15 protein-coding genes are annotated in these 22,222 nt (G+C 66.3%); 9 read left to right on the forward strand and 6 right to left on the reverse strand.

All coding sequences use genetic code 11. From position 1 onward, the window contains the following. Positions 1 to 138: 138 nt before the first annotated feature. Together KY501_RS23590 and KY501_RS53210 are read left to right on the forward strand one after the other, a co-directional pair. Entirely contained in the window at positions 139 to 5,502 is a 5,364-nt protein-coding gene (locus KY501_RS23590; protein WP_224365502.1) for an MFS transporter, read from the forward strand. 689 nt (positions 5,503 to 6,191) lie between these two features. Next, positions 6,192 to 6,320, forward strand: coding sequence for a hypothetical protein (locus tag KY501_RS53210; protein ID WP_255636785.1), 129 nt, complete (start codon positions 6,192 to 6,194; stop codon positions 6,318 to 6,320). Between the two features lie 6 nt (positions 6,321 to 6,326). On the opposite strand, the gene KY501_RS23595 is transcribed toward KY501_RS53210, so the two are convergent. Then, entirely contained in the window at positions 6,327 to 6,755 is a 429-nt protein-coding gene (locus KY501_RS23595; protein ID WP_224365503.1) for an arginine repressor, read from the reverse strand. 212 nt (positions 6,756 to 6,967) lie between these two features. Between KY501_RS23595 and KY501_RS23600 the strand changes: the two genes are divergently transcribed. The 7 genes from KY501_RS23600 to argC are packed head-to-tail and all read left to right on the forward strand — an operon-like array spanning position 6,968 to position 14,614. Then, positions 6,968 to 7,972 carry an N-acetylornithine carbamoyltransferase gene (locus KY501_RS23600; RefSeq protein ID WP_224365504.1) on the forward strand — a complete coding sequence of 335 codons (1,005 nt, stop codon included), beginning with the start codon at positions 6,968 to 6,970 and terminating at the stop codon, positions 7,970 to 7,972. A 24-nt stretch (positions 7,973 to 7,996) separates the two neighbouring features. Continuing rightward, entirely contained in the window at positions 7,997 to 8,848 is an 852-nt protein-coding gene (locus tag KY501_RS23605) for an amino acid kinase family protein (RefSeq protein WP_224365505.1), read from the forward strand. Further along, complete coding sequence (locus KY501_RS23610; protein WP_224365506.1) at positions 8,845 to 9,918, forward strand: M20/M25/M40 family metallo-hydrolase; 1,074 nt, start codon at positions 8,845 to 8,847, stop codon at positions 9,916 to 9,918. Before KY501_RS23605 ends, KY501_RS23610 begins: the two co-directional genes overlap by 4 nt. A gap of 4 nt (positions 9,919 to 9,922) precedes the next feature. Then, entirely contained in the window at positions 9,923 to 11,263 is a 1,341-nt protein-coding gene (gene argH / locus KY501_RS23615) for an argininosuccinate lyase (protein WP_224365669.1), read from the forward strand. Between the two features lie 35 nt (positions 11,264 to 11,298). Beyond that, positions 11,299 to 12,489, forward strand: a complete 1,191-nt coding sequence (argG, locus tag KY501_RS23620; protein ID WP_224365507.1) for an argininosuccinate synthase — start codon at positions 11,299 to 11,301, stop codon at positions 12,487 to 12,489. Beyond that, the gene (locus KY501_RS23625) at positions 12,486 to 13,547 is read left to right on the forward strand and encodes a P-loop NTPase family protein (RefSeq protein ID WP_224365508.1); all 1,062 of its coding nucleotides are present in this window, start codon (positions 12,486 to 12,488) and stop codon (positions 13,545 to 13,547) included. Before argG ends, KY501_RS23625 begins: the two co-directional genes overlap by 4 nt. Beyond that, entirely contained in the window at positions 13,544 to 14,614 is a 1,071-nt protein-coding gene (gene argC / locus KY501_RS23630) for an N-acetyl-gamma-glutamyl-phosphate reductase (RefSeq protein WP_224365509.1), read from the forward strand. The genes KY501_RS23625 and argC overlap by 4 nt, the downstream gene beginning before the upstream one ends. A gap of 15 nt (positions 14,615 to 14,629) precedes the next feature. Here the strand turns inward: argC and KY501_RS23635 are convergent, their stop codons facing one another. The 5 genes from KY501_RS23635 to KY501_RS23655 form a co-directional block, all read right to left on the reverse strand. Next, positions 14,630 to 17,236, reverse strand: coding sequence for an ATP-binding protein (locus tag KY501_RS23635; protein WP_224365510.1), 2,607 nt, complete (start codon positions 17,234 to 17,236; stop codon positions 14,630 to 14,632). A gap of 87 nt (positions 17,237 to 17,323) precedes the next feature. After that, a complete protein-coding gene (opgC, locus tag KY501_RS23640) occupies positions 17,324 to 18,556 on the reverse strand; it encodes an OpgC domain-containing protein (RefSeq protein ID WP_224365511.1) in 1,233 nt (410 codons plus the stop codon). Next, the gene (locus KY501_RS23645) at positions 18,553 to 19,899 is read right to left on the reverse strand and encodes a DUF3131 domain-containing protein (protein WP_224365512.1); all 1,347 of its coding nucleotides are present in this window, start codon (positions 19,897 to 19,899) and stop codon (positions 18,553 to 18,555) included. Before KY501_RS23645 ends, opgC begins: the two co-directional genes overlap by 4 nt. Before the next feature lies 1 nt (position 19,900). After that, entirely contained in the window at positions 19,901 to 21,709 is a 1,809-nt protein-coding gene (locus tag KY501_RS23650; RefSeq protein WP_224365513.1) for a glycosyltransferase family 2 protein, read from the reverse strand. Between the two features lie 12 nt (positions 21,710 to 21,721). Continuing rightward, a complete protein-coding gene (locus tag KY501_RS23655) occupies positions 21,722 to 22,048 on the reverse strand; it encodes an STAS domain-containing protein (RefSeq protein WP_224365514.1) in 327 nt (108 codons plus the stop codon). Positions 22,049 to 22,222 lie beyond the last annotated feature (174 nt).

Here is a 22,222-nt window from a genome sequence, read left to right on the forward strand (position 1 = left end):
CTTCGAGTTACTCATGGCGACCGAGATCCGATGGAAGACCCCTCCCCTGGCGCAGTTCCATCGGTACAGGGGGGCGGGCAGAAGCAAAGCCGCGTCATCCCAGTGAATGTGTGGACAGATTCAGAGAGCCCCAGCGCATTGGAGCGAGCACTCAAGGAAGCCTCCAGCCTTGTGATCGCAGATAACCTTTGTCTCGACACTCCCCCTCGCTCCAACAAGCCGCACAATACACGCGACAAGCTGCTGACATTCGTCTTTGTCTGTGACGAAAGCGAGCCTCGCGTTGCTTTTGAACTCTCACAGGACCGAAGGAGGGTTGGTGACTGGTCGCAACTGCCGATCAGGGTACGCCCCTACACCCGCCGCGGTAGTGCCTGGAGCCAGCATTATATCGACCTCACGCGTGGGGATCTGCTCCAGGTTGGAAGTTCGCACGACGCTCTGCCTGGTGTGCGGATCTGGGAAGTTCCCGCCCCACCAGGACAGGCCCGGTTCGTCTTTCCTCCGCCCAATCTGCTCAGTGCATGCACGCAGTGGGTAAAAAACAACCCCTCGCCCAACAACGGCTTTTTTTTCGGTGATCTCAACCTCGTCGAGGAGGAGCAGTTCACCTCTGAGGGTACGGACTTCGCCTGCGTATTGCCAGTGACGCCTCCGTTCGCGATGGAACTTCGCTTCTTCGTCCCGGACGTGACCGCCGTCAAACTGCGCGCACTTTGGACTGCGGCCTTCACCCTGGGACCCGTACTCCTGCTGATCTTGTTGTTCTGGGTTGCCGTGGACCACCACCCCGCCGTCTTTGTCTGGATTCATGGGGTGGCGATCGCTTCCGTGGCGCTCTCCGCGATTCTCCAGTGGCGCCTCCTCTGGGCGCATCGCCTCGATATGCTCAAAGCAGGTGCGGCGGCCCAACGGTTGGTGGAGCAAAACCAGCTTCTGGTAATTCTTGTAGGCGCCTCCCTCGCGGGCTGCGCGGCGGCTATCGCATCGCGGATCACCGGCAGGCCAGGACTGCCCCTCCTGAGCGGAAGGGACCGGTGGCGCATGCTCTTGGGCGCGCTCCTGGGCTGGGGGAGCATGGTGTGGCTTGGAACAACACTCTCCCCTCTGGGGCACATGAACCGAGGCGCAGTGTTCCAGATGCTCTTAAGCCTGGCACTGCCAACGTTCGTCATCTTCTGGCCCGATCTTCAAGGCCTGCTCGAAAGGAGGAGGCGCCGATCTGCCTACTTCATCATTACCTTTGCAGTTGCCGGCGCAATGCTTGCGTTCTCCAACCCTGTAGCAAGAAAACTCCTCCTCGCTTGGAGCATGAGTTTCGCGCTCTACTGGGTGTTGCGTCAGTCAGCCCGGGAAGGAGTCGTCGAGAGCAGCATTGGAGTGCAATGGCTGAACCGACTGTACCTGCTCCGGTGGTTGAAAGACTGGCACCTGGACATCGTATTCGTTGCCGGTGGCATGTTCCTCACTCTCTGGATGATCGCCGACAATGGCGTCACAGTCACGTTTGGCGCCGCAGGCCTCACGGCCGCGACCGTGGCGGTCCTGCATGACCGAATTGGTTGGAAGACAAAGGCTCCGCTGGAAAACAGGGTATTCTATCGCCGCTTCGTCCTATGGGAGTGCGCTCTCGCCGTGCTGGGCACGATCGGCTTATGCCTATGCTTCCGTAACGCCGAGGGCGGCGCGCCAGGCGCCCCAGGTGTCATCACTCGGACCCTTGTCGTGCTCATACTGGCAGGCTGCAGCGTGTACTTGGGCATGCTTGTGTGGGCATTGATCAACACGGGCAGCTTCAGATTCACGAGCGCTGTATTGGCTCTTGCGATCTTGGTTCCCCCCTTTGCCACCGCCATCATCCGATGGGCCCCTGAGATACGCGAGGAGATACTTTCCAGCTCGGTGCGCAGTCCCTATGCACAGCGCCTCAGTACCATCCTCGATCCCAGTTACGCCCTGCTCTTCAATGATGAATCTTTTGAATTGAACCTGTCGGCGTTCGATGAGACCGCAAGGGGCAATCTCCCTGAACTGTTAGCGGATGGCCAGGGATACTTCGGGGCGGAGATCGCCGATCGTGGAGTCAAGCGCTCCATCGAGAACGACTACTTCGCAGTGATCATCCTCAAGGAGATGGGAGCCCTGGGAGTCGTGCGCCTCTCACTCTTGGTGCTGGTGATTGCAGGCGGCATCTGGTTGAACGGCGCCGGTTGGAAGCATACGGCGACCCTGGGCGGGCGGTGGCGGCGCATCGGTGCATTCATCTTCGCGGCAGTAGGTCTGTACCAACCCATCGCATCACTTGGGCTCCTTCCCATGACCGGCATCTCATGGCCTGGATTTGGGATAGACAGTCCAAGCGACTTCTGGCCCGTAGCCGCACTCATTCTTTTTGGCTACACGTGGATCGACGTCCAACCTGCTGAAGAGGGGCAGAAGGCGCCCTCTGGCATACAAGATGGGGGGCAAACGGGAGCCGCGGTTTTCACCGTGGCGCTCATGGGCCTCGGGGGCCTCTTCGTTCACTGGCAGGGTGCCCGCTTCGCAGCGGAGCGCAAGGCGCCCTTCGACCGACTGGAGAACAATAAGCACAAGTTCCGGCCAGGCTTCGAGCCGCTCCTGAACGTTCTTGAGTTCGTCGACAAGATACATTGCGATGCCAGAGTATTCTCCGACATCGATGAGTTGAAGACGCTGCCGCCTCCAAACCTGCCAGTCTCGGATGATCCATTTCTCGTCCGGTTCAGAGGTGACTTGTTTGCCATGTGGGATGCACAGGCCTCGACCGGTCCCACCGAGCAAGTGAGGGAGTTTCTCACGCAAGCCTCCCGGGAAGCTCCTGGCACCTCCCTTGACGGGTGCAAGCGGGCCGCCGGAATTTCCACCCGATGGCAGTTCCGTGCAGTCTATGGCGACGACGAGTCGACCTGCGAGGTCAGCTTCAAGTTCGGCTGGCCTGATTACAAGCTGAAATATACTTACGATCATACCCAGAGGGTCTACAAGCAAGAGTGCTCTATCGACGACAATGAAAACAACCGGGAGATTGCACGCCGCCTTGGCCCGCTCCCGCGAAACCAGCTGGTAGCGCGCCGTGTACGACTCCTCAGCGCACCCATGGGCGACGCGTCGCGCGATGTAGGCGAGCTGCTTTCTCGTGATGTCGTCGTACGGCTGCGGCCGGGTGCCAAGCCCTCGCGGCTGGACCTGCAGTCTACACGTCCCGGTATATACTTCGCTGAGAGCGTTGTCTTGACGGGCAACGTCGAACTCTCCCTGAGAAAGCAAGACGGCGGGTACATTGTACAGGCGATCCAGCTGCCCATTGCACAAGCCCACTCCGCGCAGAGGGATGATCAGCGCAGCGCCTTTGTGTTCTCACGCCAAGCAGAGGTGCACATGCAGCAAGTCGATTCCGAGGGAGGGCGCTGGAAGTTCGAATCGCTCGAGTCCTCGGCAAAGAAGCCGTTCGATCTCACGCACCTCTCGATTCTGATCACCCCGCATGCCAAGGGGCTCAGTTCATGGATGTTTCGTCCGCGGGGCTCACCCGAGAACCAACTCGACACGCTCCTGGCCGACGACGTCATCACCCAGGGAAAAGAGAGGCGCCGAGCTTATGTTTATGGAGGCCTCGTTCCAGAACTGGGCTGGTCAGGGTCAGGCTCGGCACACGCATTGGGGCTGGATGGCTGGATACAGACGGCGCTCCTAGAACACAACCGCTCCTTGGACTGGTTGGTAAAGCCAGAGTCCGACAAAGACAACAGCATCCAAGAGACGAGCCGGTTCATCAATCAGTATTGCGGCCTGCTCGCTCCGCTGCGGCCAGACAAAGCCTCGCCTGCGGTCTGTACCGCCAACGATGATGATGGAGTCCTGGAGTGCAGGGTGACCATCCAACCGGAACTCGAGATCCGGCTCCGCCACCTGCTCGAGATGGTCAGCCTGTCTCCCAGCGCATTGCAAGGCGACGCGCACCCAGCGCTCTCAGCCTCATTCGCACTGCTACACGGCGGCACTGGAGCGATTGTTGCTCAAGGAGAGTTTGTCCCTGGGCGTGAGTCGACTGTTTATGCCCCGCGCACGCCGCCGATTGAGAGCAGGCTGCGTGAATTGCTTGATGACTACGACCCGGTGCAGAAGACACGCACGCCCAAGGATGATAGCGCCGAGAAGCTGGAATGGTCCCGGCCTATCGCTATTGGCTCGACCCTCAAGCCACTGGTGGCAAGGGCTGCGGAATTGACAGACCCTGATACGCTGAAGTTGCTGCGAATGTCGGACTTCCCCAGGGACCATCCCACCTGCGGAAGCGACAGCAATAGATTCGCTCCAGTGCTGGGGTACTGCCCTCCGACCTCTTCCATATGGCCCAGGAATCCAAGCAAGGGTCAAATCCGGCTGCAGGACTTCCTCGCCAGGTCACCCAACTGGTATCAGGCGGCGCTCGGGCTGATTGGCCCAGCCCTTGGACCACGAGGACAGTTCCGGTTTGGGCCTGATGACCACGAAGGCACATGGAGAAAGGCCAGCGACCTGGCATCTCTGAGCGTCGGCAGGTACCCGCTCACCGAGTACCTGCGCGTACGCAATGGGGAGAAAGAAGTCATTGGAGGAGGAGGGGCCAAGACAGCTGGCACTGTTGATCAAAACGCGCTCCGCGCGACTCCATTCTGGGCCCACCTCGAGAAGCTCCTGGGTCGAGAGCTGTGTATCGGCGAGTCCAAGGAGGGATGCAGGCGGGAGAGCGTCTGGCGAGACCTGTGCGCCGCCCGAGCGCTGCCAGTTACAAATCCCCGGCCTGGGCTTCGACGTTTCGTCTCGCTTGGGGACTCGCGTTTCGATTTCAACGGCAGTCCTTCAGGCGACGGACGCCAGCCTGTCAGCGAATACTTCCAGTTCCTGCGTGGCGCAGGAAAGCACGAGGCCGCCAGCATTCTTCAGTTGGCTGACACCTACAACCGCCTGATTTACGACTCACCCAACCGCGATGGCCGCTACCAACTGGTTGCCTCATGGTTCCCTGCTCCCGCCAGTGGCAGACCTCTGCCACCTCCATGCTCCAGTGCTTCCTCGGGGGGAACCGTTGCGGATGGATTATGCCAGGTAGTTTTTGGCGAGAATGCCACCGCGGCGAAGTTGAAGAAGCCGTTCACACAGGACTGGAAGGGACGGATCCTTCTCCACGGAGCCAAGACGGGTACTATCGACTCGCTGGGAGACATTCAGGACGATAAGCGTATCTGCTACAACTATGATGCAGCGAGGACCTTGCCCAATCGCGACGCGCCGCAGGCCTATCACCTATGCGGTCCTTCAGGGAAGAGGCCTGTCGATGACAGCTTGTTTGTGATCGGATTTTCGGTGAGTGGAACCCCTCTCACCCTGGCACTCCGTTTTCAGGGAGTCGGTGGCCATGGTTTCGCTGTCGATGCGGCCAAACCGTTCATCGAGGTGATCGCTGACTACTTTGCTCCGGAGGCAATCGAAAATCGCTAGGTGGACTCATAGAAATTGAAGACCGTGTTCTCAGAAGAACGATGATTGGACTTGTCCATGAGCAAGAAATTGCTGCTCGTCAGCTTTCTAGCGGGGTCGTGCATCGTTGTCTTGGCTGTGCTTGAAGGAGTTTCTCTCCACTCCCTACATCAAGCGCGCCTCGACGCATACAATGAGCACTCACGGCTCAGCCGGGATCGTATTGGCAGGATACAGGCGCGGACCGCTGTTGCCGCACCGTCCACTGTGCTCACATCCAAAGGATGCGTCGAGGGAGTGGAGACGTTCGCCGCCGCAGCCGCGCGCATCGATGGGTTGCGCATTCTCCCAAACAATGTTGTACCGACTCTCAGAGAAATCAGCGAGCACGCCGTGCAAGCTGAGTGGGCTCTCGAGCGGGCTCGGTACACTGCTCCAACCTTACCGAAGCGCATGGGAGCACAATCGGTCGTAAAGCCAAGCCCCAATGAATCAACCACCATTCCAGAGACGCGGGACTGCCTCGTCAGCCTTGCGGATGGCAGGAGCGAGATACATCTCGGTTGCAACCCCCTGCACAAGATTCCCGTTGGTCGAGCTGAGCCCGGACGGGAGAGGCCGATCAAGGCTCCGGAGCGTGTGGTTCCCACTTGCGGAAGCCACGGCTTCGCCGAGTTCTACGGCGCCACGGCCCCGATGTCGTCGACCCAGTGAACCTCTACCTCCCCGCGCAGGTGCAGGAGGACATTGTGGGAGAGGCCCTGCTCGCCGACCTGCCCTCCGCCATCCGAGAGCTGATCGCCAGCCGGCTGGGCCTGAAACCTGGACCAACCCGCTGATCGCGCTCAAGGCACCAGCCGCAGCAGCCGCTCCACCTGGCTGCGCACCTCGGCCAGCAGCGACGGATCCCTCACCGCGATGAACACCGTGTCATCTCCCGCCACGGTGCCCGCCAGCCCCGGAATGTCCGGCGCCCGATCCACCATCACCCCCACCACCTGCGCGTAGCCCGGCGCCGTCTTCAGCACGAGCATGTTGGGCGGTGCCTCCAGCACCCTCACCCCCTGCGTGGGCCCCGCCGCCCCGGGCTCGACGCGCTGGTAGCGCCCGCGCACCTTCTGGATCGACAGCCGCTTGAGGTGCCTCGACAGCGTGGACTGGCTCGGCGCATGCCCCTCCGCCGCCAGCAGCCGCTGCAGTACCGCCTGATCGGTGATCTCCTGGGCTCCCAGCAGCCGGAGGATGGCCTCGTCCAGATCCTGCTCCTCTCCCATGGCTCTACCCTGCCTCATGCATGCATATGCATGCAAGCGCCACGTGAGAAGATGAAAAAAATCCCCAGGAAACTCGCATGAAATTTGAGGATTGCGCTGCGCGTCGATTTGAATAGTATGCGCATCCTCTGCGGATCCGCTGCATATCCATTCACGAATATGCAGCCCCCCACCGTAGGCCCCCGTCGTCGTCCAGCGAGGAACCCACAGCTATGAGGCACCTCACCCGCATCCAGGACCTTGGCCCCAGTGGCGTGGAGACGATCCTCGCGCAGGCGGAGGCCTGGAAGCGCCAGAACCCCGGCCACGTCTTCCAGAACAAGCTGCTCGGCATGGTCTTCTTCAACCCCTCGCTGCGCACGCGCACCTCGTTCGAGGCCGTCATGCTGCGCTCGGGTGGGCACGCCATCGTTCTGGACGTGGGCAACGGTGTGTGGAAGCTCGAGGACCGCATTGGCGCGGTGATGAACGGCGACCGGGCCGAGCACATCAAGGAAGCAGCGCCCGTGCTGTCGCGCTTCGTGGACATGCTCGGGGTGCGCGCGTTCTCGGGCGGCGGCGGTGACGAGGAGGACGAGCAGGACTCGGTCATCAACGCCTTCCGCCAGCACACCACCGTGCCGCTGGTGAGCATGGAGTCCGCGCGCGAGCACCCGTGCCAGGGCCTGGCCGACGTGCTCACGCTCCGGGAGAACTTCGGCTCCACGAAGAAGATGCCGGTGACGCTCACGTGGGCCCCGCACATCAAGCCGCTGCCCAAGGCGGTGCCCAACTCGTTCCTGCTCACCGCGGCGGCCGCCGGGTGCGAGGTGCGCGTGGCCCACCCGCCCGGCTTCGAGCTGCACCCGCAGGTGCGCGCCGAGGCCGAGGCCTACGCCAAGGCCACCGGCGGCAGCGTGACGTACACCCACGATCAGGAGGAGGCGCTCGACGGCAGCCGCGCCGTCTATGCCAAGGCCTGGGGCCCGGCCACTCGCGCCGGACACGCTCCGGGGGATGTGGCCGCGCTGCTGGCCTCGTACTCCGGGTGGATGCCCACCCGAAAGGCCATGTCCCAGGCCGCCAAGGACGCCATCTTCCTCCACTGCCTGCCAGTCCGCCGTAACGTCGAAGTGGCCGACGACGTGCTGGATCACTCCTCCAGCCGTGTCATTGATACGGCCGAGAACCGCTTCCACGTCCAGCGCTCCATCCTCCACTGGATCCTGGCCACCTGACCCTTCCGAGTTCCGAGGTCCGCCTTGCCCTTCTCTCCCGATCCCTACGCCGCGCTCCGCTCCGCCGCGCGCTACGTCCGGCAGTTCCGCCGGAAGACCTTCGTCCTGCTGGTGGACGGCCCGGTGCTCGGGGATCCCCGGCTTCGGCGCGCCGCCTGCGAGCAGATCGCCCTGCTGTGGACCTTCTCCATCCAGCCCGTGGTGGTGCACGGCGCCGGCCCGGAGCTGGACACGCCCTTCGATGCCATGTCCGCCAAGGTCCGCATGGACCTGCTGGCCGATCTCCAGGCCTCCGGGGTGCCGTGCGTGGGCCTGAGCGGCGTGGACGCGGGTCTGCTCCGCGCCCGGCGGCGCCCTGGCGAGGGTGCGGCCGAGGCTGCGCCCTGGGACGGCAACCGGCAGGGCAACTACGGCCCCGTGGGCGACATCGAGTCCGTGGACACTCGCTTGCTCCAGCACCTGCGCACAGGCGACTACGTGCCGGTGGTGGCGCCGCTGGCCGGTGATCCGTCGGGCGGCGTGTACAGCGCCAGCGCGGACACCGTGGCCGCGTCGGTGGCCGTGGCGCTCGGCGCCGAGAAGCTGTTCTTCCTGCTGCCGACCCCGGGCCTGCTGCGCCGGCCGGAAGAGCCCACCTCGCTCGTTCCCCAGGCCACGCTCACGGACCTGGCGGCGCTGGAGCAGGAGGGACAGATGTCCGCGGCGCTGCTGTCCAAGGTGCACGCCATCCGCTCCGCCCTCGTGGGCGGCGTGGCCAGCGTCCACCTGGTGAGCGGCGTGCTGCCCAACGCCCTGTTGGAGGAGGTCTTCACCAACGAGGGCAGCGGCACGATGGTGGTGCGGGAAGCGGCTCGGGTCCAAGGGTCCAAGACGTGACGCCTGCCGCCCTTCTCGAGGCCCTGGTGGCCACCCCGAGCGTCTCCGGCCAGGAGGGGCGCATCGCCGATCAGGTGGCTGCCTGGGTCGAGAGCTGGGGCGGGCGCGTCCAACGCCAGGGCCACAATGTGTGGTTCTCCGTCGGCAGCGGGCCCAAGCGCCTGCTCGTCAACTCGCACCTGGACACCGTGCCTCCGTGCGCCGGCTGGACGCTGGAGCCCCAGGTTCCGGTGTGGCGCGAGGGCCGGCTGTACGGGCTGGGCAGCAATGACGCCAAGGGCAGCGTGGCTGCCATGCTGCTCGCGGCTCGGGCGCTGCTGGAGAAGCCGCAGGCCCTGGAGGGCAAGGGAGAGGTCGTCTTCGCCTTCACCGCCGAGGAGGAGACGGGCGGCAAGGGCGGCATTGGTCCACTGTTGCCAGAACTCGGGACGCTGGATGCGGCCGTGGTGGGTGAGCCGACCGGACTGAAGCCCTGCACCGCCCAGCGCGGGATGCTGTTGCTGCGCTGCGTGGCGCACGGCCGCTCCGCGCACGTGGCCCATGCGATCGCCGCCGAGGCGCAGAACGCCATCCACCTGGCCGCGCAGGACATCTCCACCCTGGCCGAGCTGCGCTTCCCCTCGCACCCGCTGCTGGGCGAAGCGCGCGCTCAGGTGACGCAGATCCAGGGCGGGCTGGCTCGCAACCAGGTCCCGGACCGCTGCGAGTTCTTCGTGGACATCCGCACGACGCCCAGCATGGACCACTCGGCGGTGGCCACCCACCTGTCCGGGGTGCTGCGCAGCGAGGTGGTCGTCCACTCCGCGCGCTACCTGCCGAAGTCCACTGGAGCCAACGAGCCCATCGTCCGCGCGGCGGTGACGGCCTCGGAGGGTGCCTCGACGATCGGTTCGAGCACGACTTCCGACTGGGCCTTCCTGGGCAACCTGCCCGCGGTGAAGGTGGGCCCTGGCGACACCCTGCGCTCGCACAAGCCGGACGAGTACCTGGCCCTCGTGGAGCTGGAGGCCGGTGTCGCCTTCTACCAGCGCCTCATCGGTGGCTACTTCGAGGAGGTGGCCCGTGGCTGACGACATGCTGTGGTCGAAGGGCCTGCCGCTGGACGCGGCCATCCACCGCTTCACGGTGGGCGATGATCCCCAGGTGGACCTGGCGCTGGCGCCTCATGACGCGCTCGGCAGCGCGGCCCATGCGCGGATGCTGGCGCGCGTGGGGCTGCTTCCCGAGGCGGACATGCGGGCGCTCGTGGCCGCCCTGCGCACGCTCCACGACGAGGCGCGGGCCGGCAAGTTCACCATCCGGCCGGAGCAGGAGGACGGACACACCGCGCTGGAGGCGGCGCTGGTGGAGCGCGTGGGCGACCCGGGACGGCGCATCCACCTGGCGCGCTCGCGGAACGATCAGGTGCAGCTCGCCCTGCGTCTGATGCTGCGCGAGCAGGTGTTGCAGCTGGGCGCTGGCGCGGCGGAGCTGGCCGGAGCCTTCCTGGACTTCGCTCAGGCGCACGCCAACGTGCCGCTGCCGGGCTACACGCATATGCGCCGCGCCATGCCGAGCACCTTCGGCATGTGGGGCGCCGCCTTCGCCGAGGGCCTCATCGAGGAACTCGAGGCGCTGCGCGGCCTCTGGGCACGAATCGATCGCTGCCCACTGGGCGCGGCCGCGGGCTTCGGCGTGCCGCTGCCGATCGACCGCGAATACGTGGCGACGCTGCTCGGTTTCTCCCGCGTGCAACGCAGCCCGATCGACGTGCAGAACAGCCGGGGCCGGTACGAGGCCGCGACGCTGGCGTGGGCCAACTCCGTGGCTGGCGGCCTGGAGAAGTGGCTCTGGGACGTGTCCCTCTTCAGCACCGAGGAGTTCGGCTTCCTCTCGCTGCCGGACGCCTTCACCACCGGCTCGTCCATCATGCCGCAGAAGAAGAACCCGGACGTGGTGGAGCTGGCGCGCGCCCGCTGCCGGGAGCTGCGCGGCATCGCCCGCCAGGTGGAGGAGATCGCCGGGGGCCTGCCCTCCAGCTACCACCGAGACTTCCAGCTCCTCAAGCGCCCCACCCTCACGGGCCTTGCCACCATTCGCGAGCTGCTGGACGTGCTCACGCGCCTGGTGCCCGTGCTGAAGATCCGCGCCGAAGCCGCCGCTCGCGCCTGTGACGACACGCTGTACGCGGCCCACCAGGCCTATGTGCTCGTCGGACGCGGCATGCCCTTCCGAGACGCCTACCGCCAGGTGGCCCGGGAGATCTCCGACGGCACCTTCCACCCGGACCGCACGGCACTCACGGCCACCCACCTGGGCGGCGCCGGCAACCTGGCCCTGGATCAAACCCGCTCCGAGCTGAACGCCGCGCGGAGCTGGCTCACCGAGACCCACCGCGCGCTGGCCGCCTGTGCCGAGCGCGTCTGGCAACCCTGAAACGCAGCAGCAGCAGCAGTGAGGACCTCGAAGCAATGAACAAGAAACCCGTGGTGCTGGCCTTCTCCGGCGGCTTGGACACCTCTTACTGCGTGGTCTATCTGCGCGAGCAGGGGCACGCGGTCACCACCGTCACGGTGGACACTGGCGGTTTCTCCGCCGAGACGCTGGCGAAGATGCCCGAGCACTCGGCCCGCCTGGGCGCGGTGGCCCACCACACGGTGGATGGCCGCTCGCTGCTCTTCGAGAGCTACCTGCGCCACCTGCTCGCCGGCAACGTGCTGCGCGGCCAGGCCTACCCCCTGAGCGTCTCCGCCGAGCGCGTCTGCCAGGCCACCGAGGTGGTCCGCATGGCCCGCGAGGTGGGCGGCAAGGCCCTGGCCCACGGCTCCACCGGCGCGGGCAACGATCAGATCCGCTTCGACGTGGCCTTCCGCGCGCTGGCGCCGGATTTGGAGATCATCACCCCGATCCGCGAGCTGAGCCTCAGCCGCGCCCAGGAGATGTCCTATCTGGCCGAGCGCGGCTTCCACTTCCCTCCCAAGACGGGCGCCTACTCGATCAACGAGGGAATGTGGGGCACCTCCGTCGGCGGCAAGGAGACGCACGACTCGTGGAGCCACCTGCCCGAGGCCGCCTACCCGGCCGGCGTGGTGCCTCCGGACATGAAGCCGCGCACCCTGGTGATCAGCTTCGAGAAGGGCCGCCCCGTGGCCCTGGACGGCAAGGCTGTGTCCCCCGTCGAGATGATCGCCCAGCTCAACACCATCGGCCAGGCGTACGGAGTGGGCCGCGGCGTGCACCTGGGAGACACCATCCTCGGCATCAAGGGCCGTGTGGGCTTCGACGCTCCGGCGGCGATCACCCTCATCACCGCGCATCGCGAGCTGGAGAAGCTGGTGCTCTCCGGCAAGCAGCTCTTCTGGAAGGAGACGCTGGGCAACCTCTACGGCACCCTGCTCCACGAGGGGAACTTCTTCGATCCGCTCGCCCGTGACTTGGAGGCCTACCTGGAGTCCTCACAGGACCGCGTGACGGGCGAGGTGCGCGTCACGATGCACCCGCACGCGCTGGTGGTGGAGGGCGTGCGTTCTCCGCACTCGCTGATGGACGCCAAGGTGGCGAGCTACGGCGAGGCCAACCATCTCTGGACGGGCGCTGAGGCCGCGGGCTTCGCCAAGGTGTACGGCGTGGCCCAAACCCTGGCCCTCAAGGTCAAGTCATGAAGGTCTACGTCGACAAGGTGGGCAGCGTCACCCGCAACCTGCAGCTCGGCCGCACCGTCCACCTCACCGAGGAGATCCAGGCGGTCGAGGGGGCGGTGATCGCCGCGCGCATCCACGGGGAGAAGTCCGTCTACAACCAGCTCGAGGACGTGCACGGCCGGCTGGTGACGCTCCACGGCGGAGACATCGTCGTGGGCGCGCTCGGCCACCGCAACGCGCTGCACGGCTACGAGGGCGTGGTGCCGGACAAGGTGGCGCCGGGCCAGAAGCTGCACATCCTCAACATGGGTGGCGTCATCGGCCAGTGCACCTCGCACAACCCGGGCGTGGGCACCCCGTTCGAGGCGGAAGTCCTCGGCCAGGTGCTCATGTTCCCCGAGTTCCAGTCGCGCTCGGGCCAGCCGGCCCACGTGCGCGCCGGAGCGCTCAAGGGCTCGCAGCAGCCGGTGTCCGTGCCCGTGGTGTACGTGGTGGGCACCTGCATGAACGCGGGGAAGACCTACGCCGCCTGCGCCATGGTGCGCCGGCTGGCCCAGGCCGGCTACCGCGTGGGTGGCGCCAAGCTCACCGGCGTTTCGCTCATGCGCGACACGCTGAGCATGCGGGACTCGGGCGCGGACGTGGTGATGGACTTCACCGACGCGGGCACGGTGTGCACCAGCCCGAAAACGGCGGCCCAGGTGTCCCGCATCATCCTGTCCGAGCTGTCCGCCTCCGAGGTGGACGTCATCGTCGCGGAGACGGGCGACGGCATCATGGGTGAGTACGGCGTGCAGTCCATCCTCGAGGATCCGGCCCTGCGCGAGCTGGCCGGCGCGTGGGTGCTGTGCGCCAATGATCCCGTGGGCGCCTCGGGCGGCGTGCGCCACCTGAAGGAGACGTACGGCATCCAGGTGGACGTGGTGGCCGGACCCGCCACGGACAACCGGGTGGGCATCCGCTTCGTGGAGCGCGAGGTGGGCCTGCCCGCCCACAACGCCCGCGCGGACGCCGCCGGCCTGGGTGGCCTCATCTTGAACAAGGTTGCGCCGCGGATCGCGGGGAGGAAGAGCACATGACACCGGTTCACGCCTACATCCTGGGAGCCTCGGGCTTCGGCGGAGGAGAGCTGCTGCGGCTGCTGTCGGGCCATCCGTCAGTAGCCGGGCTGCGCGCGGTGTCTCCGCCCCACGCGGACATGCCCTTCTACAAGGTCCACCCGCACCTGCGCGGGCTGGTCGAGGGCAAGTTCGACGCTGAGCCAGACTGGCGCTGGCTGACGGACTCGCCGCAGCCTGTCGTCTTCTCCGTGCTGGAGGACGAGGAGCTGGCCCGGCAGCTGCCCGCGCTGGAGAAGAAGTGGGCTGAGCTGGGGCTGGCCGATCGGATGATCCTGATCGATCTGTCCTCCGACTTCCGCCTGGATCACCCGGGCCGCTACGCCGCGACGCACGGCCGCCCCCACCTGGCGCCCGAGCTGCTCGAGCGCTTCGTGTACGGCCTGCCCGAGTGGCGCCGCGACAAGCTCAAGGGCGCCAAGCGCATCGCCAACCCGGGCTGCTTCGCCACGGCCGTGCAACTGGCGCTGCTGCCGGTGGCCTCCACGCCGGGCCTGGGGCTGATCGCCGCCTCGGGGGTGACGGGCTCGTCCGGCTCAGGCGTGGCGCCGGGCGACTCCACGCACCACCCCACCCGCGCGCATGACTTCCGCGTCTACAAGCCCCTGGAGCACCCCCAGGAGGCGGAGATGGACGTGATGCTCGTGCAGCACAAGGCCACGCGCCACCGGCTGACGTTCATCCCCCACTCGGCTCCGCTGGTGCGCGGCATCTTCGCCACCGTGCAGTTCGAGTGGCCGGAGTTCGCGGGCGGCGTGAGCACCGCGTCCCTGTCCGAGGTCTACCGCCGCTACTACGCCACCTCGCCGATGATCCGCGTGGTGGAGGGCACGCCCCGCCTCGCCTCGGTGGTGGGCAGCAACTTCTGTGACGTCTCCGTGGCCAGCCGTGGCCGCACGGTCGCCGTCATGGTGGCGCTGGACAACCTGGTCAAGGGCATGGCCGGCCAAGCGGTGCAGAACCTCAACGTGGCGCTCGGCCTGCCCGAGGACACGGCGCTGCGTCAGGCCGCGTGCTTCCCCTGCTGAGCCGGTAGCGCCGCGTCAGTTGCTCGTCAGCACCACCGCCCCCTCCCCGTACGGCGCATGCCGCGCGGGGGAGTTGGGGCGGTGGAGCTGGTTGTCGATCTCCCGAAGCTCGGTGAAGACCTGCACCAGCTCCCGCTCCAGAGGCTCCCGCTCCGCACGGGCCGCAGCAAGGTCTCCACGCCGAGCCAGCATCTCGACGCGTCCGCACATCGCGAACGCGGACCGCGCCGCGAGATCCCCCAGGGCCCCCTTCAACTTGTGCGCGGTCCCCACCAGCGCCTTCGCATCATCTCCCGCGAAGGCCGCCAGGAGCGCATCGCGCATCTCCGGCCCGTACTGAAGGAACAGGCGCACGACGCGGGCCAGCAGCTCCCCATCCCCACCCACCAGCTCATCCAGCGACGCGCGATCCAGACAGCGGGACAGCTCGGGAGCAGGAGCAGCGGGCTCCGGGAGGGCCTCCCCCACGATGCGATCGAGCGCCTCCGCGAGCTGGCGGCCCCGGACCGGCTTGGTGAGGTACTCGTCCATCCCCGTCGCGAGCCCCTTCTCCCGGTCCCCCACGATGGCCTGGGCCGTCAGTCCGATGATGCGCGTGCGCGCTCGGCCGAGCCGCTCCTCCTCTTCGCGGAGCCGCCGCGTGACCTCCAGGCCATCCATATCCGGCAGCTGGATGTCCATGAGGATGACATCGAAGCGCTCGTCTCGCAGCCGCGCCAGGGCCAGCTCGCCCCGCTCCACGGTCTCCACCTGGTGGCCGTCCAGCTCGAGCAGCCCGCGAGCCACCTGCTGGTTCACCACATTGTCCTCGACGACCAGCACGCGCAGGCTCCGGCGCACCTTCGTGCGGGGATGCGGCTGCGCCGGCTCGATCTCCTTGTATGTCCGCTCCTCGATCCCGAGCCGCGCCGTGAAGCGGAAGCAGCTCCCCTTGCCCACCGTGCTCTCCACCGAGATCATCCCACCCAGCATCTGCACGAGTTGATGGCAGATCGTCAGCCCCAGGCCCGTGCCCCCAAAGTGCTGGGCCGTCTCCGCCTCCGCCTGGGTGAAGGCCTCGAAGATGGCCCGCTGCCGCGAGACGTCGATTCCAATCCCCGTGTCGACGACGGAGAACTCGAGCAGGCAATCCTTGGCCGAGCGCTCGACGACGCGCGCCACCAGCCGCACCTCGCCCTGCTGGGTGAACTTCACCGCGTTGCCCAGCAGGTTGATGAGCACCTGCGAGAGCCGGAGCGGATCCCCCCTCACCGCATTCGGCAGCTCTTCCGCGAGCTCCACGGTGAAGCGCAGGCCCTTGCCTCGCGCCCGGGCCGCGAGCCCCTTCAAGGGCCGCTCGAGACACTCCCGCAGCGAGAAGGGCATCTCCGCCAGATCGAGCCGGCCCGCTTCGATCTTCGAGAAGTCGAGCACGTCATTGACGAGCTGGAGCAGCAGCTCCGCGGACGACTGGGCCGTCTCCAGGTGCTCACGCTGGCTTGACGTGAGCGGTGAGCTCATGACGAGCTCGATCATGCCGATGACGCCGTTGATGGGGGTGCGGATCTCGTGGCTCATCCTCGCCAGGAACTGGCTCTTGGCGGCTGTCGCGGCCTCTGCGGCCTTCTTCGACTCGCGCAGCGCCTGCTCCGCCCGGTACTTCTCCACGAAGTGGCCAATGCAGACACCGATCTGCTCGAGCGCGTCCAGCAGGCGCGAATCCCGGGATCTCGGCTGAGTCGAGTACAGTTCGCAGACTCCCGCCACGCCCTGGGAGCCCGCCAGCGGGAAAGCACACGAGCACCGGAATCCCGCCTTCACCGCGGCGCGAGAGCGGCTGGAGAACGAGGTGAAGGACAGATCCTCGCCCCAGTCCGCCAGCCCGGTGCGAAGGGCATTACCGGCGGGATCCACCTCCAGTCCTGGAGGAGTCCCCAGCAAGTAGTCCTTGAACGCGGACACCTGCGGATGCGTCCGGGCATCCCTCGCGAACGAGAAGGAGCGCGACTCTTCCCCCTGCAACCAGATCACTCCCACGTCCCAGGGACCCAGCTCGCAGACGGAAGCGAGGATTCCCGCCGCCGCCTCTCCGATGTTCGAGGCCCGGGTCAGCGCCTGGGTCACCCCATAATCGGCGATGAGGCACGCATTCGCCGAACGCAGCTCCGCGCGCTGCGCATTCAGCTTCTCCGCCAGGCGGTTGGCATCCGCGAGCGCCGTCGCTTGCGACTGCATGAGGTGGATCAGATCCACCACGGGATCGTGCAGCGCGAAATCCGAGGTCACCAGGCCCATGCTGCGGATCTGCGTCGGCTCCGTGAGCCAGGGCGAGCAGAGATACAGAAGGCAGTTCCCTGCCTCGGACCGCAGGAACTCGCCGCGCACCGCCAGTTGCCCGCGCAGCGTCTCCATCACCACTAGGTGCGAGATCAGCGAGCAGAAGTACTCGAAGCCAGGCTCCTGCACCGAGTCTCGGAGCCGCAGGTGATCATCCAGCCGAGCCCCCGGAACCAATCCTGGGCAGAGCTTGTGCAGCGAGGGACCGGCCTGAACGACCACGAGCTGCTCATCGAAGGCGACATGGAACGGAAAGGCATGAGCGAACTGCGCCGGGCCCAACCCCAGGTGAAGAGCTGGACTCACGGCAGGCTCCTTCTCACCGGAAGGAGACGGATGTCATGCTTCTCGCGAGCCCGCTTCACCCGATCGCACATGCGCCACCTCCACGAGTCAGTGGGGAATCCAACGAAAGAGAACCCGGTAGCGCACCAGCAACCAGACCACGGCCAGGCACAGCATGTGGGCCACCGTGTTGCGCAGCAGCGCGGGCGCTTCGGTCGTGTAGCCAAAGGGCACCAGGTGCGAGGTGATCAGCACCAGCGGCACGTGCACCGTGAAGATGTAGAGCGAGGCCTGTCCCAGGGGAATGAAGAACCAACCAAGCCCGGCGCGCAGCGGCACCCAGGCGCAGGTGAGCAGCTCGCCGCACACCACCAGGAGCACGGCGATGTTCAGCAGCCGCAGCAGCCCCAACTGCTCCTTCGAGAAGAACTGCCCTGAGACGCTAGAGAAGACATCCTCCGGGATGATGGACAGGCGCGCATACTCGGGGATGAAGCGATTGGGACTGTTGAGGGCGAAGAAGCAGAACGCGGCGGCCAGCACCAGCGCGGCGCTCCGCAACAGCTTGCGCCACCGCGAGTAGAAGGCCAGCAGTTGCTCCCGGTGGTAGCCCGCCGCCAGACCATGGACGAAGAGCACCTGCCAGGTGAGCAGCGGGAAGGCGTACTCGAACATGGCCCCGGTGGGCTGGGACGGCGCCGCTCGCTGTGCGAAGTAGCCCACCCACGAGAGCGTCAGCAGCCAGCGCACCCGCCCCTTGGACAGGAGATAGAGCGCCGCCGGCGCACACACGAAGAAGCACGTATAGAGCCCGAGGACCTGGACCTGGTACGGGCCCATGCGCAGCAGGAGCCACCGTCCGATCCAGACATACAGGTCCGTGCCCGGCCCCGGGTAGAGCGAATAGACCGCGTTGGCACCGCGATCCACGAAGGTGGTGAGCGGCGTCGTATCCCAGATGGGGACCTGTGCCACCAACGCCGCCAGCAGGTTGACGGCCAACAGGTTCCGGTAGAGCAGCACCGCGCGATCCCAGATCTTCCAGCTGGCCCCCTGCAGCCCCTGCTGGCTCACACGCTTCAGGGACACCTGCCCGAGCACGAACCCCGAGAGGACCACGAAGAACTCGGCGGAGCTCACCGAGCCGATCCGCTCCCAGAAGAGGAAGTTGAACAGGGAGAAGAACTCCACGTGCACGATGACCACGCTGACAGTGGCCAGGCCGCGCATGAAGTCCACACGCAGATCCCGCTCGCTGGCATCTCCCACGTACGCCCAGCTCACCCGCTCAGCGGACGGCGCCACCGCAGGCAACACCGTAGGGCCCACCTGCGTTGTCATTGCACCCTCCTCGCCGCGGACAACAGAGGGCCATGCGCCCGGTACCAGAGGGCCTCGAGCACCAGTGCGTTCGTGTTCGCGGTGAGGGCGGTGTTCACCTTGCCGTCCGCCTCGTAGCGGCCGGAGTACCAGCCCTTCGTCGGATCGTTCAGGGACGACACCGCCTGGAGCAGGCGGTGGGAGTAGTCACTATCGAAGAGATAGGCCCAGCCGAACGCCGCCTTCAGCGACAGGCAGCGGTGCGCCGAGGCATCCACCCCTTCCGGGGTGAAGGCCGCCCACTCGTGCCGGCCGTTGAGCACGCTGTTGTAGACGAAGTACGGAGGCCGATCGATGTTGTCCTCGGACACGGCGGTGAGGATGCCGGTGTCCTCGAAGCGTCCCTGCTGCGCGTGGTAGACGGAGCGCGCCAACGGCAGGGTGATGGAGTTGAGCCCGAACTCGAGCCCCTCCAGCACATAGGGCTCGGAGAGCACGGCGTTCTGCGTGCCTCCATTCTGCTCCGGCAGGCGCGAGTCGTAGGCGATGAGCTGCCCCCCCACCTTCATCACGTCCACGCCGACCTCGTAGCGAACGGCCCTGCTCACATCCAACCCGAGCAGGAAAAGCGACTTGGCGCCGTATTGCTCGTAGCCGAAGCGCCCCTCCTGGCGCAGCTCGAGCGCACCGCTCTCCTGGGAGCGATGGCTGCCCATCATCTGCCCGTCCTTCGCCATCTCTCCCAACCCCCAGGCCAGGAGGATGGAACGCACTCGGGGCGTATAACGAGGGTGGCGCCAGGTGATCAGCGTGGCCGGCATCGCGAAGCGCGCCACGTCCAGCGCGGACCAGCCCACGCCCTGGGCGGACGCGTTGTTGTTGTAGTCCACCATCGCGAGCGTGACGGTGTGGTAGACCTTGTTGGGCAATTGGCCGTTGACGAGCGGCAGGGTCTCCAGCGAGGCGAGCAGCTTGTCCATGCGCGCATCGAACTGCGGCTCATCCACGAGCCCCAGATCCTCGGCGGCCAGCAGCGCCATCATGTACGAGCCGAGATCCCAGAGCGTGGTGGAGGGGTACCCATCCACCGAGTTCACCAGCCCGGTCCCCGCCTGGTAGTTGTTCTCGAAGTAGGTCCAGGCGATCCGCGCCCAGGTGCGCTCCTGATCGGAGAGCGGCACTCCCGTCGCTCGCAAGGGTGCGTCGCCAGGCCGATCCCCGAGCAGTGCCCCGTAGTCGACGACTCCGGGGCGAACGGTGGGAGCCCGCGCGTGGAGGATGAAGATGGTGCCCAGCGCCAGGCTCAGACCGATCAGAAAGGCCGCATGCGAGCGCGCGGCGAGAAACCCTCTCGAGTGACGCATCTCAGCTCTCCTTTGCCCGACGCAGGGCCGCGAAGACGACCACGGACAGGGCGAGGACGTTGTTGAGGCTCCAGAAAAGGTTGGCCAGGTACGAGTCCACGTCCCCATCGCGCAGCGCGAAGATGCGCACCCCCATCACCCCCAGGCCCAGCAGCGTGAGCGAGATGAGGACGATGTGGGGCCACACGAGGGAGAGGAAGGTGCCGGACTGCCGCGTCTTTGGCGTGACGTGGAACTTGATGGGCTTGCCGCGCACCACGTCCACCATGGCCTTGATGTTGAGCCAGAAGAACGAGAGGTAGTGCTGCTCGCCGCGCCAGGAGGGCACGCCCCACGTCCCCACGGTGAAGGCCAGCTTGTTCACCAGGATGAAGGGCACCAGGTGCAGGTAGAAGTCCGTGTCATAGGCGGACAGCGGGCTCAGCCCGGTGAACAGGTAGACGATGGGCGAGATCAGGAAGACCACCGTCCAGAGCGGCGCCAGGTACGAGTAGATGGTCGTCCCGTACATCAGCTTCTGCCAGAGGGAGAGCCCCGCGCGGCGCAGCGGGTTGTCGTGCCAGAAGATATCCAGCGTGCCACCGGCGTACTTGAAGCGCTGGATGGTCCACGCCAACAGATCCTGCGGGGACAGCATCCGCGAGAGCACGCGCGGGTGGAACACGGACCTCCAGTGCCGCTGCGAGTCCGAGTGCAGAACGATGCTCGTGTAGATGTCCTCGGACACGTGGAACTTGTACGGGGTGAACTCGAGCGAACGCGCCACCTCACCCGACATCATCTCGGTGAGCTCGGTGCGCAGCTTCGCGTCCTCCACCTCGCTGACGACCCGGTCCACCTCGCGGCCGACCTGCTCTCCGTAGGCTCGCAGCGCCGCCTCCATCACCGCCTCGCGGCGGTGTACGCTGCCCGCGCCGCAGCAGAACGAGGCGTTGCACCAGTTCCGGCGCCGCTGGATGACGTCGTAGAAGAGCCCCGGTTCGTTGCCCAGGAGATCCGCGCCCACCCGCACCGGGCCGACCAGCCACTCGACAGAGCGGCCCAGCACGCGGCCCACGCCGCCGAGCCGGAGCGTGCGCGAGAGCCAGTCCGGCAGCGCCGTACCCTCGTCCAGATCATTGAACCACTGCGGCGTCTGCACCCACGCCACCTGCGGATCGCGGAAGTAGCCCAGCGTCTCCTCGAGGAACTCCGGAAAGGGGCGCGTGTCCGCGTCGCAGATGACCACCAGATCGCCGTGGGTCAGCTCCAGCGCGTTGCGGATGTTGCCCGCCTTGTAGCCGATGTTGTTCCCACGGGTGAGGTAGCCCACGCCCTCCTGCTCCGCCACGGCCCGCATGGCGGGGCGGCGCCCGTCATCCAGCACGTAGACCTGCATCTCAAGGGGATGCGGGTAGCGCATCCGCTTCGCGTCCTGGATCGACTGCCGGACCAGCTCTGGGTCCTCGCTGTATGTGGCGATGAAGACGTCCACGACGAGCGGGCGCTCACTCCGAGATTTCACCTCGAGGATGTCCCCGACCGTGGCCGGAGGCGCACGCGGAGGTGTGTCCTCGGTGCGCCAGAGGTTGAGCATGAAGAGGCAGGTGCCGAAGAAGGCCAGCGTCTCGGCCAGGACCAGCGGCACGGAGAACCACCAGACCTCCCAACGCACCGAACTCGTCCACCGCCACCACAAGTACCAGGCCCCGAAGACCACGGTCGCCGTCGCGAGCGCCTGGAAAAGGAGTTCTCGCGGCGCGCTGTAGGGCATGGGCTCGGGAGGCCGACGCGCCTCCTCGGGGGCGGTGGAGAGAGGGAGGGGGAACATGGGCGAGCGTCCTCAGGCCTCGAGGGCCTCCCGGAGGCTGGGGTAGCTGGAGAAGACCTTCACCAGACGGGTGAGTTGCAGCAGCGCCTGCACGTTCGCGTGCACGTGCACGAGCCGCAGCGTGGCCCCGGGCGGCAGCCCCTTGAGCACAGAGACGAGGCTCGCCAGACCCGAACTGTCCACGAAGGAGACGAACACCATGTTGAGCACGACGCGCTTCCAGTCCGCGACGTGCTGCAGCACCTCCTTGCGGAACTCCACGGCCGCCTGCGCATCCAGCCGGTCGATGTGCGGGGTGATGATGAGAGTGCCCTCGCTCCACTCGGTCTTCAGTTCCATGGCTTCTCCTGTCGAGGGAACGGGAACCGGCCTCGACTCAGGGGTCCTTCCAGATTCATGAGCAACGCTTGTGCCGTGCGCCGAAGTGGGGAGTGCCTGGGAAGGAGGGAGAGCTGAAGCGCCCGACTGTGGTGAACTCCCACTCCGCACGCGTGCGCCGCTGCATCTCGCGAC

This window comes from Hyalangium versicolor (genome assembly GCF_020103695.1).
In the GTDB taxonomy this organism is placed as follows: Bacteria; Myxococcota; Myxococcia; order Myxococcales; family Myxococcaceae; genus Hyalangium; species Hyalangium versicolor.

Excerpts from the sequence above, each read along its gene's own strand:
- argH (WP_224365669.1), top strand. The coding sequence starts at position 9,923 with ATGCTGTGGTCGAAGGGCCTGCCGCTGGACGCGGCCATCCACCGCTTC.
- argC (WP_224365509.1), top strand. The coding sequence starts at position 13,544 with ATGACACCGGTTCACGCCTACATCCTGGGAGCCTCGGGCTTCGGCGGA.
- KY501_RS23595 (WP_224365503.1), bottom strand. The coding sequence starts at position 6,755 with ATGGGAGAGGAGCAGGATCTGGACGAGGCCATCCTCCGGCTGCTGGGA.
- KY501_RS23645 (WP_224365512.1), bottom strand. The coding sequence starts at position 19,899 with ATGCGTCACTCGAGAGGGTTTCTCGCCGCGCGCTCGCATGCGGCCTTT.
- opgC (WP_224365511.1), bottom strand. The coding sequence starts at position 18,556 with ATGACAACGCAGGTGGGCCCTACGGTGTTGCCTGCGGTGGCGCCGTCC.
- KY501_RS23600 (WP_224365504.1), top strand. The coding sequence starts at position 6,968 with ATGAGGCACCTCACCCGCATCCAGGACCTTGGCCCCAGTGGCGTGGAG.
- argG (WP_224365507.1), top strand. The coding sequence starts at position 11,299 with ATGAACAAGAAACCCGTGGTGCTGGCCTTCTCCGGCGGCTTGGACACC.
- KY501_RS23650 (WP_224365513.1), bottom strand. The coding sequence starts at position 21,709 with ATGTTCCCCCTCCCTCTCTCCACCGCCCCCGAGGAGGCGCGTCGGCCT.
- KY501_RS23655 (WP_224365514.1), bottom strand. The coding sequence starts at position 22,048 with ATGGAACTGAAGACCGAGTGGAGCGAGGGCACTCTCATCATCACCCCG.
- KY501_RS23625 (WP_224365508.1), top strand. The coding sequence starts at position 12,486 with ATGAAGGTCTACGTCGACAAGGTGGGCAGCGTCACCCGCAACCTGCAG.